This is a genomic window from Bacillus sp. AY18-3 (assembly GCF_008042305.1).
Classification (GTDB): Bacteria; Bacillota; Bacilli; order Bacillales; family Bacillaceae_G; genus Bacillus_A; species Bacillus_A wiedmannii.
In genome coordinates this window covers 99,755-116,466 of record NZ_QKQR01000001.1, presented here as the reverse complement: position 1 = coordinate 116,466, position 16,712 = coordinate 99,755, and the positions used below count along the sequence as shown (strand labels likewise).

The window sequence follows — 16,712 nt, the reverse complement described above, 5'->3', positions numbered from 1 at the left end:
GCTTGAGCTTCAGCTGCTTCACGAGCTTTAGTTGCTTCCTCCGCCTTAGCTTTAGCTTGCGTTTCAGCTACTTCACGAGCTTTAGTTGCTTCCTCCGCCTTAGCTTTAGCTGTATCTTGAACTTTAGTTGTTTTTTCAGCTTTAACTACTGGTTGAACTTTAACTGGTGCTTTACCTGTTAAGTAAGGAACATGAACATAAGCTGTTTTGCCGTTATATTCAAATTGGATCCAGTCGTTTTGTACTTGGTGTGTTGTTTCAATTACATCATCTTGTTTCAATTTACCAAGAATTTCTGAGTCTGTGTTTGCACCAGCACGTACGTTTAATACGTTTGCTGTTACGTAGTAAGTGTCTTTAGTATAGTCAGCGCTAATGAAAGCTTCTTTACCGCTGTTTAATTTCACTTTTGACCATCCGTTTTCTGTATGTAAAACGTTAACTTTATATCCATCTAATAATTTTCCTACAACTTTTGATTCAGTAGTTGGGTTTTCTCGTACATTTAGTACATCAGTCGTTACGATTGTTTCTGCTTTAGCAGATGTTGTGAAAATCCCAAGACCAAAAACCGCTGCTGTTGCTATACCCATAAATTTTTTCATAATAGCCTCCATTGCATTTGTTTTCGTTGACCTCATTATAGCAACCATTATTTTCTTATTTGCGGAAAACATAAAATTACAAAGGTTTCGTAACGGGTCATTAATATTCTGTAATAATTCCAGTAATATCCTAAAAGCGCTTTCTTATAGTTTATAGGGGAGGTTAGAGCATACAATACATAAAAAGAGGAGTATTTCAATTTCTAATAGGTTAATAACGTTTCTGTAGTGTTACGTAATCATTTCGAAATCATTACAAAAACGGCGTTTTTTTCTATTGGAACAGGAAAGTAGTTATGTAAAAATAACTATTTTAGTTGTAGAGAAATATAAATGAGGTGAAAATCGATAAAATATCGCCATAATTGTTACAAAATAAGTCGAGGTATGGAAAAAATTACGCCTTGATTTTAGTCTGTCACATATTATTTTTGCAATAATAAGATTCTATAATAGCTTTAGTACTTTGAAATAGTTAAAGGTATGTAAAACGTGAAACATATATAATAGAAGAAACACGATTTAATAGATAAAGTGAAACTTTAATCAGTGGGGGTCTTACTGCCCATTAAAGCGGGATAAATAAAAAAACGTAGGAGTGTAAATTCCTACGTTTTTGTTTATTCATATCGTAAACATTCAATTGGATCAAGTTTTGCAGCTTTGTTAGCTGGTAGTAGACCGAATATAATACCGATTAACATGGAGATACCTACTGCAAGAAGTCCAAGTTCTTTTGAGACAACGAGTGGCCATCCGGCAAAGATTGAGACGATCCAAGCGAAGAATATACCGAGCATGAATCCGATGAAACCACCGAGTCCTGTTAAAATACAAGATTCAATTAAGAATTGTGTTAATACTTTACCGCGCGTTGCACCAAGTGCTTTACGAATACCAATCTCACGTGTACGTTCTGTTACAGATACAAGCATAATATTCATTACACCGATACCACCAACAAGTAAGGAGATAGCGGCAATACCACCGAATACCATTTTCATCATGCCGATTGATTCGTCTAATTGCTTCGTAAATTCACCTAAATCTTGTGCTTCGAATTTGTGCTCAAATTTAGGAGCTTTCATTTCGTTTAAAATAGAAACGGCTTGTTTTTCTACACTTTTACGTTCTGTTGGAGAGGTCATCGTTAATCTTACAGAGTCATACTCATTTACTCCTGAAATGACAGGCGCGTTTTCAAGTGATGTGTAACCTTCAGGCATAGCCATTCCAAATTCGTTTTTCGTTTCGTATACACCGACTATTTTATACGGCTTTCCTTTTATATCTGTGTATTGATTTGATTCCCAACCACTAAATAATTTGTTGAAAGCTTCTTCATTTAATATAACAGCAGGGATTGCCTGGTTTAATTCGCTGTCGTTTAATTCACGACCGTGAACTAATTTTATTTTCGAATCTGTCATAAAGGCGCCTGTTCCACCTTTTAAATCAAGATTTACATCTTTTGAACCAGCAGATGCTTTTACTTTCATACTTACATCTGGATACACATCTTTAACGCCTGGTACGGTTTGAAGACGGTTTAGCATATCAGGTGTGATTTTGGCACTATCCGTTCCATAATCAGGATTGTTGTAGTAAATCGTTACTTCATTATCTTTTCCTTGGCCTAATTCTTCTTTAAACTTTGCATTTGTACCATCACCCATTGAAATGATAGTAATAATGGCACTAATGCCGATAATAATTCCTAGCATCGTTAAGATAGAACGCATTTTGTGGGCAAAGATAGAGGAAAGGGCCATGCGTATATTTTCACTCGTGTTCAAAATTAACCTCTCCAATCTTGGACGATGTTTCCGTCACGAATTACAATTTGCCTTGCTGCAGCTTCCCCAATTTCACGATCATGGGTAATCATAATGATTGTTGAGCCTTGTTTGTTTAATTCGTAAAAGAGATCCATAATTTGTGTACTTGTTTTCGTATCAAGTGCTCCTGTCGGTTCATCGGCTAAAATGAACTTTGGCTTATTTACGATTGCACGTGCGACTGCGACACGCTGTTTTTGTCCACCTGATAATTCGTTCGGTAGGTGAGTAGCACGATCAGCTAAACCTACTTTTGTTAAAGCGGCTAATGAGCGCTCGCGTCTTTCTTTTTTATCGACTCCAGCGTAAATAAGAGGTAGCTCTACATTTTGAAGTGCTGTAAGTCTCGGTAATAACATGAAGTTTTGGAATACGAACCCGATCTCTTTATTACGAACGCGTGCAAGTTCTGTCTCAGACATGTTTGAAATATTTTGACCAGCTAGTTCATACGCACCTGTCGTTGGTTTATCTAAGCAACCGATAATGTTCATTAATGTTGATTTACCAGAACCAGATGGTCCCATAATAGAAGTGAATTCTCCCTGGTTCAGTGTTACGTCAATGCCGTGTAATATTTGAACGGATTCTGCACCATTTTGGAAAGATTTCGTGATGCCTTTTAAGTTAATCATCGGGCGACGACCTCCATACCATCTTTTAAGTCTTTTTCAGGTTTAGAGATAATTTGCTCTCCTTTTTTCACTCCAGAAACTTTTGCTTCGCTATCAGTCTCGAATTCAACAGTAACAGCTTGTTCTTTCGCTTTCCCGTCTTTTACAACGAAGACAATATTTTTGTCACCTTTTTTCACGATGCTGCTTTTCGGAACAATCGTACCAGTTGCTTCGCCAGATTTACTTGTTACGTAAACGTGGAAGCCGTTTTGTAATTCTTCACTATTATCTAATGTGACAGTGAATTGATAGTTAGAAACTGTTTTGTTTTCATCCATGCTCTTTAATGGTGTAGAACCGATTTCTGTTACTTTTCCTGTCCAAGTCTTACCAGCGACAGTTTTTGAGGAAACAGTTACTTCTTGCCCGACTTTCATACTAGCAAGCTCATATTCAGAAAGTTGACCTTTTACTTTAAATGGCCCAGCGTGGCGAAGTGTAATGCCGCTCATACCTGTTTTTTCATCAGCAGTTTTTACGATATCATCAATTACGCCATCAGTAGGGCTCGTTACAGAAAGTGTATTTACTTTCTCTTTTGCTGCTTTAATCATTTCATCAGATTTTTCAACTTCAAACTTTTTCATTTCAATTTGTGATTCTAATTGTTGTACTTCGACTTCTGATGCTTTTAATGCTTCAGCAGGAAGGCCTGCATTTTTATCTTTTTGTAATTTTTGTTTCGCTGTATCAATTTGTTTTTGGAACAATGTTACTTCTTTTTGTGCGATTTTCTTTTGCATTTCTGCTTCCGTTACACCTTGTTTCGCAGTAGGGTCATTATATTTAAACAGAAGCTGCCCTTTCTTAACTTCATCGCCTTTTTTAACAGCTAATTCATACGTACCTTTTGTTGGATCAAATGAAATTGTTTCGATGCCGTTTGGAATGACTTCACCGCCAAATTTTTGCGCGTTTTCAATTTGTTTTTCTGTTACTTTATATCCGCTATATGCCATTGCTACTTCTGAACTACCGCCAGCAAATGCAAAATATGATCCAGCTGCAATACCGATTGCTACTACACTAGTAATTAACACTTTATTTTTCTTCTTCATCTATTTATCACCTTTTCGCTCGTTTTAGTATCTACATTAAGTATAGAAGAGGTGAAGAATCTGACAAATCGTTTTAGCTTACAATAACCTTACAGTTTTGTAAGGTATGAATATGTAAATGTAAGGTAGAGCTTGTCCAAGTGTGAGCAAATGAATTGACTCGTCGTTTCTTTCTAACAATAATATTGTATGAAAGAGAGGAGGAGGCAAGATGGAAGCTTATTTTAGTGCGCATCCATTAAAACCATTTATTCCATACTCAAGGCAACATGTCCTTATATTATTTATTATGTTGGTGGGGATATTTTTTCTATATCAATACCAAGATTTATTGCGTCAAAATGAGTGGAATATAACGGTTCGATATGCGATTGCATTTTTATTTGTTGGGAGTGAAATTGGGCTCCATATGTGGGAATGGAAAGCGGGGATTTTTGAACTAGGCACTTCATTACCATTTGAGTTATGTACGATTAGTTTATTGTTAGCATCGATTATGATTGTAACGAAAAGTTACCGCATATATGAGATTGTATTTTTTACAGGAATTATCGGTGCATCACAAGCTATTATAACGCCGAACGTGCAATATGCTTTTCCACATTTTCGCTTTATAGAATTCTTCGCCGCACATGTATTACTCATTTGGTCACCACTCTTTATGACGTGGGTAGAAGGATATAGACCGACCTTGCAATCAATTAAGCGTACGATGATATTTTTAAACATAATAATTCCAATCGTTTCTTTTGTGAACTACAAAACAGGTGGCAATTATATGTTTTTAGCTCGTAAGCCAGAAACTGCTTCATTACTCGATATGTTAGGGCCACACCCTTACTATATTATTTCATTAGAAATAGCTGCGCTTATTGGATGTTTTATTTTGTATATGCCGTTTGCGAAAAGAGAAGGGCATGCGCATAAAGAATCACTAGGATCATAACCTAGTGATTTTTCTATATAAATATTTACAATTCAGAAAATTGAGAATAAAATTAAGGGGTAAATTATATAAAGAGAGAAGGGAAAACGTGGTCAAAAAAGTTTTTCTGAATGGGATGGAAGTGACGGTTCAATTTATTATTTCGATTTTGGGTATTATTTGTTTAGGGGCATTGCCGAAATTATTTTATAGATTTGAGCTGTTGAGCTGCATGTATCAAAGTACATACAGAGTTTAAAAGAAGTGTTTGTGAACTTAATGGATATCTCCAATTTTCAATATGTGAGAGGTAAATTTTTATTTCCGCAGTTGTTCGTCCATTATAAAGAAACGATTGTGATTTTTTTGGCGGCTTTTTTCATTTCATTATTTGTAGCATTTTGTATTGTTTATGTCATTATGAGTAGTTCACCGCGTATACAGCATCGCATTAAATCATTTCTCATCTTCCTAGAATCTATTCCAGACATTCTTCTTATTTTAGTATCACAAATTTTAGTTGTATGGTTTTTTAAAAGTACAGGTTTTTTACCTTTTCAAATTGCGTCAATCGGAGGCGAATCGATTAGAGGATTGCCGATATTTTGTTTGAGTATACCGACTACGATTTTGTTTGTAAAAATGTTAGTGCTTCGTTTTGAAAATGAGCTAGAAAAAGATTATGTACTATTTGCTAAGGCGAAAGGGCTGAATCGTTTTCATATTTTAAATCGTCATGTTTTACGAAATGTGTTGCTTAGTACACTTTTCTTTGCGAAAACGAATATCTTTTTTATGTTATCTAATTTATATATTATAGAATGGATTTTTAATACGGGTGGTATTTTTATGTTTTTGAAATCGTATGAGAGTATTAGGGTTGAGGTTTTCATCGTTAGTGTGCTGCTTATTTATATTCCGATTTTTATTTTGTTTAAAGTGTTTCATTATCTCATTCCAGCTGCGATGAAGGAGAGACTATAATATGTGGACGTATATAAAACGCGATAAAAGATTTTGGATAAGCATTGGGTTTCTTCTCATATTAGTTCTTTTGAGCATCGGAAATACGATATGGAATGATGGACATATTAGACAAGTTACATTGCAATATGATGCGGATGAAAATCCACAAGTGCCACCGTTTTCACCTTCATTACAATTTTTACTTGGGACAGACCGGAAAGGATACGACCTGTTACATTTAGTCATTGAAGGTGCGAAGTGGACGATTGGTATATCTATTTTAATTGCGGCACTTAGAATGGTGATAGGTGTGTTTTTTGGTGTTGTGCTTGGAACATATGTAAAAAGAGGGTTTTCAAAAATCGAGGCTTTTTTTGATAGTTTTACAGTTATTCCAACAGTTATGATTGCGTATTTTTTTCTTCACCTTGCAAATGCATTTGGGAGTGGAGAGGAAACAACAACCTTTTTTGAAAGAGCTTCGTTTCAAGTTTTATTACTTGTAATGCTTGTGATGCCAGTTATTGCACTGTATGTTGCGAAGGAAGTCCGTAAATTGAGAACCGAAGAATTTATTGAAGCTGCGTGCATATTGGGTGGATCGAGAAGGCACATTGTTATAAAGCATATTTTCCCGCATCTCTATATGACGTTTATACTTGTATTTTTTCAGCAGTTTACGCAAACTCTTACTATTTTACTGCATTTAGGATTACTGGAAATATTCTTTGGTGGAACAGTTCAGTTTTTAGGACCGATAGAAGAAATAGAATCATACACGCATGAATGGTCAGGTTTAATTGGAGTCTATTTTAGATCATTAACAGTGAATCCGTGGATCCCGCTCGTTCCCATTACATTTTTTGGATTTACTATTTTTTCAGGAAATATGATTGTAAAAAGTATAGAAGAGGCGATGATGAAAGTAAGGTTAGGAGGAGAGATAAAGAAGGACGTTGCAGAAGAGGAACAATCTGCTGTGCAGTCAAAAGAAGAGTTATTTACTTTTAAACATACGATGTGAAGAACCTAGGAAACTAGGTTCTTTTATTTTGCTATATTACAATATTGTAAGAGAGATGTAATGAAAATCGATAGGGGAGAAATACAATTTCGTATACACTTCATGTATAGAGAAATGCCAGAGCGGGTGAAGGTGTACGATGGATTTTTTAGAAGTATCAAAACGTAGCATAAAACGAAATATGAAAGATTATTTTCTATACTTTATTTCATTAGTAGGCAGCATTATTATTTATTTTACATTCGTATCGATTAAACGAAATGAAAGTGTAGTAGCTCTTTTAAAAGAGTCGGATAAAGTGGAAACGACATTTACGTTTGCACAAATATTGTTAATTATCTTTTTAACGATATTTATTTTTTATTGTAATAGCTTCTTTTTGCGAAAGAAGAAAAAAGAAATTGTGCTATACAGTTTATTAGGTATCCGTAAAGAAGAAATTGCGAAGTTACTCTTTTATGAAACGTTATTAGTTGGTAGTGCGGCAAGTGTGTTAGGTATTCTTGCTGGTTTATTTATAGCGAATATGTGCGCAGGGCTTCTTGTGAAGCTAATGGGAAGTGCGTTTACGTTCACATTTACGATTTCATTTTTATCTATAGTAGAAGTTCTTATAACGATAGGCGCAATTTTCTTTATTGCATCATGGAAAAGTAAAAAGTTAATTTATGAGCATCGTTTAGTTGAATTACTATATGGTGAAAATCAGAAAGAAGAGGCACCTACGTATGCAAGTGAGAAGGCAAAACGAGCGATTGCTTTATTAATTACAGGTTATATCATTGCGCTACTTACACAAATCTTTGGGTTTGGGGCCATTTTCATTACAGGTCTACTTATTTTTGGTTGTATTGTAAAAGGTACGTTTTTACTATTTGAGCAATATACAGTGAAATCACTCCATAAAATAAAGGGAGATAAAACGAAATATTGGAATGGAACGAACATTTTATCGATTTCTTCATTGTTCTTTAGAATAAAAGGGAACGTAAAGATGCTGGCGCTATTATCTTTATTAAGTGCGGTAACATTATGTACGATTGGAATTAGTTCTAGTATGTATTATGGAGCGCAGAAGACAGTGGCATTAATGAATCCAGTTAGTTATGAATATGTAACAACTGGAAAAGGATTAGATAAGAAAGTTAGAGAAGAAATTCAAAAGCATGAGTTAGCAATTAAAAATGAAACGTCTGTAGCTATGCTGTCTATGCAAGGGAAGATAGATGGAGAACAAATATTAACAGGGTATTTAATAGGTAATGGTAATGTACAAGTTATAAAAGTGACAGATTATAATAAATCAGCTTCTATGTTAGGCAATAAACAAGTTATTCTCGGTTCTGAAAAGGAAGTTATTTTATTAGATCCATATAAATCATATAACATCGAAAAGAATTCGCTTGAAGGAAGTAATGTGTCCTTTGAAGGGATGAAGAGTGGTTTAACAATCGTTGATCACCGCGAAGAAACAGTTGTTAGTGCGAAACTTGCACCAGTGGGGCTTGTTGTTCGAGATTCGCTATTTAATAAGTTGCAGCAAGGAAAGGATGTTTCAACAGTTAGCGGATTTATCGTTGAAGGAAACGGTAATAGAGAGCTAACGAAAGAGCTAGGGACAATCATTCCTAAAGAAGTGAAATTCCAATCATTTGAAGAGGCGAGCCAATCTGAACTGCAAGATGGTGCAGTATTATTATTTGCTAGTATATTTTTAGGGATTGTCTTTATTTTGGCAACGGGTTGTATTTTATACTTTAAACAAATAACAGAAGCGATGGCAGAGCGACCAGCGTACGGAATGTTAAAGAAAATTGGACTAACGAAAAAGGAAGCAACAGAGTCTGTAAGAAAGCAAGTAGGCGCAATATTTTTAGTACCATTACTTCTTGCGATTTGTCATACATTCTTTGCATTTTTAAGTTTGATGGGCTTTACAGGAATGTTTGAATATAGCCTTCCTTTACTAGGCAGTATAGGTGTGTATATCATCATTTACTTTAGTTACTATACGTTAACGGTCCGTTCGTACACAAATATTGTATGTAGCGATAGAAAATAAAAAAGGAGCAAGCATGTATTTCATGCTTGCTCCTTTTCTTTATTTTGTAGAAACTTCACCTTCAGCTTCTGTTTGAGGGATATAGTATCCGATTATACCACCAATGATTGCTGGAATAATCCAACCAATTCCTAAGTTATAAAAAGGAATGGTGTGTACGATATTAGCGATAAAACTTGGTATCATTCCCACATTATCCAGTGCATGAATACAGCTAATAATGAATGCTGCGATCATTGCTCCGATGTAGACAGAAGGTTTACGTTTCGTATATTTATCAAGAAATGATACGAAAATTAAAATGATTGTAATTGGATATAAAATAATTAATACAGGTAATGTAATTTTGATTAATAAACTTAATCCTAAGTTTGAAATCACGAAGCTAAAAATACAAACGTATAGTACGAGCTTTTTGTAGGAAACGTTTGTTAATACTGTTGCAAAATAGTTGGCGAATGCACTTACAACACCAATGGCTGTCGTTAAACAAGCGAAAATAATGGCGATGCTTAATAAAACATTACCGCTTGTCCCAAAGAATTGGTACATAACAGTAGCTAATAGTTGACCACCGTTCTCGAATTGTCCTAAGTTGCCGTTTGAAGCGCCGATATAACCAAGTAAGAAATAAACAATTGTTAAGAATAAGGCTGCAATGCTCCCACAAATAATTGTATATTTCGCAATAGATTTCTTCTCTTGTATACCATTTTGGCGAATTGCATTTACAACAATCGTTGATAATACGAGAGCACCGATTGCATCTAACGTTAAAAATCCTTCAAGAAATCCTTTGAAAAATGGAATTTCTTTATAGTCACCAACAGGTTCTGCAAACGTTCCTGGTGAAAGAATCGCTTTTGTTGCCATAATTGCAACAATTCCAAGTAAAATTGGCGTTAATATTTTTCCAATATGATCTACTAATTTTGATGGATTTAATGATAAGAAGTAAACGACTGTAAAGAAAATCGCACTAAAGATTAACATAGAGTACCATTGGTCCGGGAAAAGTGGTGCAATCCCAATTTCGTAAGATACAGATCCAGTTCGTGGAATAACAAATAGTGGGCCGATTGAAAGATAAATAATGATAGCGAATATTGCTGCGAATTTTGGATGAACACGGCTTGCTAAAGTGTTAAAACTACCACCGGCAAGGGCAACAGCGACGATAGCTAGTAAAGATAAACCGACGTCTGTAATAATAAATCCTGTAATGGAGACCCACATATTTTCTCCGGAAGAAAGACCGAGAAGGGGCGGAAAAATCATATTACCAGCACCGAAGAAAACTGCGAATAGTAATAAACTAATCGAAAGTATTTGCGCTGGCTTTAAAGTTGTACGCATATAAAGAAAATCCTCCTAATGAGTATTTTTGTCGAAAATTCAAATAATTTGTCGAGTAACTGTTACTATTTTAAAGGTCTGATGACTAGAAAGCAATAGGGAATTTTGAAAATATTAAAAAATAATACATTAAATCGAATAAATATACTATTTATATCTTTAATAGGAAGGATTTAACTTTTTAACGTAAAAAAACACATATCACTAGGATACGTGTTTTAAAAAAATATTTTTTTATCACGTTCTTCTTTTAAAATTTCAACTGCTTCTCGGAAACGTTGTGAATGGACAATTTCTCGTTCACGTAAGAAGCGTAGGCTGTCATTTATATCTGGATCATCTGATAAGTTAATGAGCCATTGATATGTTGCGCGTGCTTTTTCTTCAGCTGCGATATCCTCGTATAGATCGGCAATTGGATCACCTTTAGCCTGTATATAGGTTGCAGTAAATGGAACACCAGCAGCATTATGGTAATGAAGTGCACTATCATGATCAACATAATGAGGATCAAGTCCAGCGGCTTTCATTTGTTCAGGAGTTGCATCTTTCGTTAGTTTATAAACCATCGTAGCAATCATTTCAAGGTGAGCAAATTCTTCTGTACCAATATCAGTAAGTAGGCCAATGACTTTATCAGGAATTGTATAACGTTGATTTAAGTAACGTAGTGCAGCAGCTAGCTCGCCATCTGCACCGCCATATTGCTCAATTAATAATTTTGCAAGTGCTGGATTGCAAGTTCCCACTTTAACTGGGTATTGTAATTTCTTTTCATAAATCCACATAGTTTCTCTCCTTTATATTTGCCATGGCCAAGGACCTTTGCTCCATTCCCAAGGAGTATTGGAATAGCTGTTTCCAAACTGTTGGAGTGGCCCGTATTTTTCTTCCATCTTTTGTTTTAATACTCGCCGTTTATAGGAAAAATCATTAAATTGATTAATCGCAGCGGTGTCATCTGGATGTGTATCTAAATAAAGAGTGAGTTCAACTAGTACAAAGTCCAGTTCTTGAAGCTCCAGTAAAAGCTGATAGTATTCTTCTGGTAGCGATTGAGTCACGTCAGTAGTCACCGCCCTTTTTTATAAGGATTTTCATAATAGTCATAAAAAATAGGCCATAAAGTCCCTTTTTGTAGCGCTTCTTTTGGCGTGAATTGTGGTAAGTTTGGCGGTTGAAAGCCTAAAAATAAATTAGGAGGAGTAGAATAATATTTTTTTCCGATAGGAGGACAAGGGTCGAGAGGACTATGATAGGGCACGAATGATCTCATATATTTATTCACGAATAAACCTCCTTAAATGTTCATTACTACGTATTGTATTCAGACATAATGAGCATTTATGACACATATAAAAAAGTAATAAGTACAGGGGGAATGAATGTGGAGAATGTAAAGAATTTAATTGTGTTAGAAGTAAAGAACTTAAAGGAAACTCTGTATTTTTACGAAGGGATTTTAGGAATAACACCTAGTTCAGAGAGGCCGCAATTAGATATTACAGGGGTTTGGTATGATACCGATTCAACGAGAATTAGTTTTGTTATGAATCGCAGTTTGGGAGGACGTGAGAAGAGTGTTACGGACTCAGTTGATGTTCTAACGTTTTCAATTTCTAACATAGAGAATGTAAAGAAGAGGTTAGTATTTTATAAAATTGCATATACAGAAAACAAAAGTGAGAAAAGTATTGTAGTACAAGACCCAGATGGATATAAACTTCAAGTGGTAGATAAGGATGAATAAACGGAGGGGATTTAGTGGAGAGAAATTATGAAGAAAGTGCGTTGTTTGAGCATCAATTTTGGCTAAAGGTACTTACTGATCATGCACAATTTTTACTTGATGCATTAGCTCCGAAGGAAAAAGAGGATATAAAAAAAGCTACTTACTTTGTTGAAACATTTACGAACCTGTTAAATAAAGTTGGGAATGTGAATCTGATGGCATTCTCAAAAGAGGCAGAACAAGCTGCTAAGGAAATTCGGACGTTTAAATTAAGTATTATACAGGAGCAGTTGGAAGGGAAAATTACTATTCATTTTACACCAACTTTTATTAATCATATGGTAAACGAAGTGGAAGAGTATATAACGGTTTTAGAGTTTTTGAAGAAAGGGGGAGTTCCGCCTGTTTTTCATGAATTGCATTATCATCTCGTTTGGTTAACGGATGCGGCTGGTCATGCGGGCTCTATTTCTGGTGGGCTAGATCTTGTTGAAAAAAGATTAAAAGAGAAAAGCGAAGAATTTACGAAGCATTTTGAACAATTTTACTTAAAGGCAGTTGAGATGACTGGGTATTTACGAACGGAGCTTCATCATTTTCCAGCATTAAAGAAGTTTACAAAAGATGTTTCACTTGAATTGAAATTATTTTCGCATTTTTTACATGAAGTGGAAGAGCTCGAGTTATCGCATGAAGTATTAAGTGCACTATCAGCTAGAATGGCAGATCATATGGCAAGAGAGGAATGTTATTATTTATTAAAATTAGCTCAATCATCTGGACTCGAAATGCCGAAATGTAATCCGCTTTAAAGAACAAGAGGTCAATTTCATTTGGCCTCTTGTTCTTTTTTGTTTTCTCTTTTTATTTTTGCTTGTTCAATGCTTGCCTGTAATGTCTCCATAATATTAATGATGTTCGGAGCTGGAGAGATTGTTTCAGTTTTTTCCTGTTGTTCAATTTTATTCTCGATTAATTCGGTAAGGGCTTCTGCATATTCATCTATATACATTTCTTGTTCAAAAGGATTTGTAAGGTGGTGGATTAAATTAATTGCTGCGGTGAGTTCTTGTTTTTGGATAGGGTAATTTTCATTACTTGGTAAGTTAGTTGTATTTGTTATATCGCGAATTTCATTAGGGTAGTGGATGGTTTGTAACATAAGTCCATCTTCAAAGTTACGGATAATAGCTAAATGTTGTTTTTTTCTAATAGAAATATGAATAAGCCCAAGTTTATTTGTACGTTCAAGAGCTTCTTTTAATAATAAATATGATTTTTCATGTCCTGGGGTAGGGCCTATAAAATAAGAACGGTCATAAAGAACAGAATCGATTTCGTTATTTTGGATAAAAGATATAATACGAATGGATCGTGGTTCGTGAGCTTTTTGCAACGCAGCTAATTCTTTTTCATCAATAATGATGTATTTATGAGGTGCATATTCATAGGCTTTTACAATATCTTTATCATCAATTTCTTCATCCGTACAATCAGGAGCAAATTTTTTATATTTAATAGGTGTTAAGCATTCTTTATGGAGACTTAAAAATTTTATATCGGTTTCTTCTACGGCGCTATATAGTTTAATTCCTATATTTAATAGTCCAAGTGAAAGTGCACCTTTCCATACGGTATGCAAATGAAACCTCTCCTTTCATTCAAAAATGATTATGTATATTATGAGATAGTAAGAAATTTCCTATACGTTTTTTGTTTTTTACGGAAGGGTAAGCAGGAGGGATTGGGATATAAAATATATTGACAAGCCCTCTGAAATATTTTAATGTGAGTGTATAAAATTGTGTATAAAGGGGAGTAACTTATTACAATAAAGTCGTCATTACAGGGAGAAACCCTCGGCTTTATTGGCAACGTTTCGTTGTTAGTGAGACCTTTACCAGCAATGGTAAAGGCCCCTTATTGTCTTTTTTAGGACCCTTACCATATTTGGTAGGGTCCTTTTTGTATACAAAGAGAGGAGAAATAAAAATGAAAAAACTTATTAGTAGATTAAGAGTTGTATTTCATGTCCGTCGTTTCGTTCCATTCCTATTTGACTTTTTTACTTCAAAAGAGGTTTCAATAAAGAAGAAAATTTTATCTGTTGCTTTTTTAGTTGGGTATGTTGCGATGCCGCTTGATTTAATTCCAGACTTCCTACCGTTTATCGGTATTTTAGATGATATTGGAATTGTGTTATTCATTTTGAACCGAATTGTAAAAATGGCGCCAGTTCAATTACAAGAAAAGCATAACGTAAACGTAGGATAGGAGTTAAAAATATGGAGCAAATTATTTTAGATATAATTGAGTTTTTAAAGCAGTTTTCTTATTTTGGAGTTGTGTTAGCATTAACGTTTGAATTTATTCCAGCAGAAGTAGTGTTGCCTATGGTTGGGTATTGGGTATACGAGGGGGATATGAATTTTTGGCTAGCTGTATTAGCTGGAACACTGGGGGGAACGACAGGACCATTAACGTTATACGCACTCGGTTATTACGGTGGTCGTCCTCTATTAATAAAGTACGGGAAATACTTCTTTATTAAAGAAGAACAAATTCAAAAAGCAGATGATTTCTTTGAGAAATATGGACCAGTTGTAGCATTTGTTGGACGCTTTGTGCCAGGGGTTCGAACGCTTATTTCTGTTCCATGTGGAATGGCGAAAATGAACATATGGAAATTTAGTATATATACATTTGTAGCAATGTTCCCGTTAACGACTTTGTATATTTATTTTGGGATGAAATTAGGTCCGCATTGGGAAAAAGCGGCGGATGTTGTTGGACAATATATGTTACCGATATTACTAGTCGTAGTTATTGTTGTAGGTGGTATTTTAATCTATAAATTTATGAAAAAAAGAAACAGAACGGAATCTATCTAGTCATTAGTACAGGAGTTGTCTTATTTTTTGAAAATAGATGAATAGTACAGGCAAAAGACTCTGAGGGACATACACATATAAGGAATAAGTAAGAGAGAGGGGAAACTTCTATGTCTTGTGAATGCTCAGGGGCGGCATTAACGTGTTGTCCAGATAAAAATTATGTGCAAGATAAAGTGTGTAGTCCATGGTCTGCTACTGTAGTTGCAACAGCAATTGATAATGTTCTTTATACAAATAATATTAACCAAAATGTAGTTGGTACTGGTTTTGTTAAATATGATGTTGGCCCAGGTCCAATTACTGTAGAAGCGCTTGATTCTGCTGGGGCTACAATTGATACACAAACATTAAACCCAGGAACGAGTATTGCTTTCACGTATCGTCGCTTTGATAGTATACAAGTTGTGTTACCTGCAACACCTGCTGGAACGTATCAGGGAGAATTTTGTATTACAACACGTTATCCACTTTCATAGCAGAATAGGAGAGGATCAAAATGGGAATGAGAAGTTCCGGTTTGTCTTGTTGTTCTAATAAAACACTTGTGCAAGATCAAGTATGTACAGACTGGTCTATTACAGGTGCTGGTACTCAAATTGTATATACGAATAATATTACACAAGAAGTATATGGTTCAGGTTACGTGAAATATGATGTAGGGGCAGCTCCGATTACAGTTGATTTTTTAGTAGGTGCTACAGTAGTTGATACAATTGCTGTACAACCACAAAGTAGTGGTACTTTCACTGTACGATATTTTACGACTGTCCGAATTACTACGACAGGAACAACTGTTAATCAAGGAGAGTTTTGTATTACTGTACGTTATCCAATTTCATAAAAAAGCATACCGTAAATGGTATGCTTTTTTTATTAAGGACGTAATGAAATTGGTATTTTATAAGCAACATGTAAATTGGCAACAGTACTTACCTTCTAAATATAGTGAAGGATTACTTTGTATATTGATAATCCTGACTGACTCTAAGTCTTTTCCTGTGTATGATATTGTATTACCAGGAAACACAGTGAAAACATTAGTTGCTGCTCCAACGATTTGAATTGTAATTGCTTCTGTGCTGCTAGTACTATTGTAAACCGAGACATTACCTGATATAAGTAGTATTCCATCACTTTGCCACAGTATCATTGATTGTGATGCATCTTTGACAGAGGAGATGGTGTTATTCGTTATGAGGAAATTCCCTGCAAATTCATTAGTTACTCGCTCGCAACTTGGATTTGGAGGAGGGGGCGGTGGACAAGGGTCTGGACAAATGATAGATAAAGGAGCGAAACAGCCAATATTTTTTTGTTTCTTCAATACAACCCCTCCTTTTAAGTTGTCTTTTACTATTATTAAATGTAGAAGCATGGCCGATGTGTTAAAAAAAAGAAGGAAATGTTAAAAATTAAGATTGTCTAATAGGCTTAAACCTTAACTTATCATTAGTGTTATAGAAAAGATTATATGTGAATCATCATAGGAAAAGAATGACCAGACTCTTTTAGACAAAAGGTGGTTGTATACAATAGTACGAGGAATGTTGGACTTAATTTCTAATTAACTGTATA

At 34.9% G+C, this 16,712-nt stretch carries 19 protein-coding genes and 1 pseudogene; 10 read left to right on the top strand and 10 right to left on the bottom strand.

The genetic code is table 11. The features are described 5' to 3' along the window. From DM800_RS00565 to DM800_RS00550, 4 genes are all read right to left on the bottom strand, one after another. The coding region (locus DM800_RS00565; RefSeq protein ID WP_147786204.1) for an SH3 domain-containing protein at positions 1–728 on the bottom strand (728 nt) is incomplete at its 3' end. 497 nt (positions 729–1,225) lie between these two features. Beyond that, positions 1,226–2,377 (bottom strand): ABC transporter permease, encoded by a 1,152-nt coding sequence (locus tag DM800_RS00560; protein ID WP_414017851.1) that lies wholly within the window; start codon positions 2,375–2,377, stop codon positions 1,226–1,228. Positions 2,378–2,403: 26 nt separating this feature from the next. Then, positions 2,404–3,078 (bottom strand): ABC transporter ATP-binding protein, encoded by a 675-nt coding sequence (locus tag DM800_RS00555; protein WP_147786203.1) that lies wholly within the window; start codon positions 3,076–3,078, stop codon positions 2,404–2,406. After that, complete coding sequence (locus DM800_RS00550; protein ID WP_088062044.1) at positions 3,075–4,178, bottom strand: efflux RND transporter periplasmic adaptor subunit; 1,104 nt, start codon at positions 4,176–4,178, stop codon at positions 3,075–3,077. Before DM800_RS00550 ends, DM800_RS00555 begins: the two co-directional genes overlap by 4 nt. 211 nt (positions 4,179–4,389) lie before the next feature. On the opposite strand from DM800_RS00550, the gene DM800_RS00545 reads away from it, so the two are divergent. The 4 genes and pseudogenes from DM800_RS00545 (at position 4,390) to DM800_RS00530 (ending at position 9,155) form a co-directional block, all read left to right on the top strand. After that, positions 4,390–5,124, top strand: coding sequence for a YwaF family protein (locus DM800_RS00545; RefSeq protein WP_088608437.1), 735 nt, complete (start codon positions 4,390–4,392; stop codon positions 5,122–5,124). Between the two features lie 88 nt (positions 5,125–5,212). Continuing rightward, a pseudogene (locus DM800_RS00540) lies at positions 5,213–6,087 on the top strand (ABC transporter permease subunit). A gap of 1 nt (position 6,088) precedes the next feature. After that, positions 6,089–7,093, top strand: a complete 1,005-nt coding sequence (locus DM800_RS00535) for an ABC transporter permease (protein ID WP_147786202.1) — start codon at positions 6,089–6,091, stop codon at positions 7,091–7,093. A 139-nt stretch (positions 7,094–7,232) separates the two neighbouring features. After that, entirely contained in the window at positions 7,233–9,155 is a 1,923-nt protein-coding gene (locus DM800_RS00530; RefSeq protein WP_147786201.1) for an FtsX-like permease family protein, read from the top strand. 39 nt (positions 9,156–9,194) lie between these two features. On the opposite strand, the gene brnQ2 is transcribed toward DM800_RS00530, so the two are convergent. From brnQ2 to DM800_RS00510, 4 genes are all read right to left on the bottom strand, one after another. After that, positions 9,195–10,511 (bottom strand): branched-chain amino acid transport system II carrier protein BrnQ2, encoded by a 1,317-nt coding sequence (gene brnQ2, locus DM800_RS00525; protein WP_088121360.1) that lies wholly within the window; start codon positions 10,509–10,511, stop codon positions 9,195–9,197. A gap of 218 nt (positions 10,512–10,729) precedes the next feature. Then, positions 10,730–11,299: a spore coat protein CotJC gene (gene cotJC, locus DM800_RS00520; RefSeq protein ID WP_000265275.1), complete on the bottom strand. Its 570-nt coding sequence runs from the start codon at positions 11,297–11,299 to the stop codon at positions 10,730–10,732. A 12-nt stretch (positions 11,300–11,311) separates the two neighbouring features. Further along, on the bottom strand, positions 11,312–11,575 hold the full coding sequence (locus DM800_RS00515) for a spore coat protein CotJB (protein WP_147786200.1): 264 nt from the start codon (positions 11,573–11,575) through the stop codon (positions 11,312–11,314). Between the two features lie 8 nt (positions 11,576–11,583). After that, entirely contained in the window at positions 11,584–11,799 is a 216-nt protein-coding gene (locus DM800_RS00510; protein WP_046957262.1) for a spore coat associated protein CotJA, read from the bottom strand. A 48-nt stretch (positions 11,800–11,847) separates the two neighbouring features. On the opposite strand from DM800_RS00510, the gene DM800_RS00505 reads away from it, so the two are divergent. Then, positions 11,848–12,261, top strand: coding sequence for a VOC family protein (locus DM800_RS00505; protein ID WP_097857980.1), 414 nt, complete (start codon positions 11,848–11,850; stop codon positions 12,259–12,261). Between the two features lie 14 nt (positions 12,262–12,275). After that, on the top strand, positions 12,276–13,055 hold the full coding sequence (locus DM800_RS00500; protein ID WP_147786199.1) for a DUF2935 domain-containing protein: 780 nt from the start codon (positions 12,276–12,278) through the stop codon (positions 13,053–13,055). A gap of 17 nt (positions 13,056–13,072) precedes the next feature. Here DM800_RS00500 and ku read toward each other — a convergent pair whose 3' ends face one another. Further along, complete coding sequence (ku, locus tag DM800_RS00495) at positions 13,073–13,885, bottom strand: non-homologous end joining protein Ku (RefSeq protein WP_147786198.1); 813 nt, start codon at positions 13,883–13,885, stop codon at positions 13,073–13,075. Between the two features lie 350 nt (positions 13,886–14,235). Here ku and DM800_RS00490 point away from each other — a divergent pair, with 350 nt between their 5' ends. The 4 genes from DM800_RS00490 to DM800_RS00475 all read left to right on the top strand — a co-directional run bounded on the left by DM800_RS00490 (position 14,236) and on the right by DM800_RS00475 (position 15,978). Continuing rightward, positions 14,236–14,517, top strand: a complete 282-nt coding sequence (locus tag DM800_RS00490) for a YkvA family protein (protein WP_000733852.1) — start codon at positions 14,236–14,238, stop codon at positions 14,515–14,517. A gap of 11 nt (positions 14,518–14,528) precedes the next feature. After that, positions 14,529–15,134, top strand: a complete 606-nt coding sequence (locus tag DM800_RS00485; protein WP_061677846.1) for a DedA family protein — start codon at positions 14,529–14,531, stop codon at positions 15,132–15,134. Between the two features lie 110 nt (positions 15,135–15,244). Further along, positions 15,245–15,613, top strand: a complete 369-nt coding sequence (locus DM800_RS00480; RefSeq protein WP_088062054.1) for a DUF3992 domain-containing protein — start codon at positions 15,245–15,247, stop codon at positions 15,611–15,613. A gap of 20 nt (positions 15,614–15,633) precedes the next feature. After that, the gene (locus tag DM800_RS00475) at positions 15,634–15,978 is read left to right on the top strand and encodes a DUF3992 domain-containing protein (RefSeq protein WP_046956705.1); all 345 of its coding nucleotides are present in this window, start codon (positions 15,634–15,636) and stop codon (positions 15,976–15,978) included. 57 nt (positions 15,979–16,035) lie between these two features. Here DM800_RS00475 and DM800_RS00470 read toward each other — a convergent pair whose 3' ends face one another. Beyond that, on the bottom strand, positions 16,036–16,461 hold the full coding sequence (locus tag DM800_RS00470) for an S-Ena type endospore appendage (protein ID WP_147786197.1): 426 nt from the start codon (positions 16,459–16,461) through the stop codon (positions 16,036–16,038). Between the last annotated feature and the right edge of the window lie 251 nt (positions 16,462–16,712).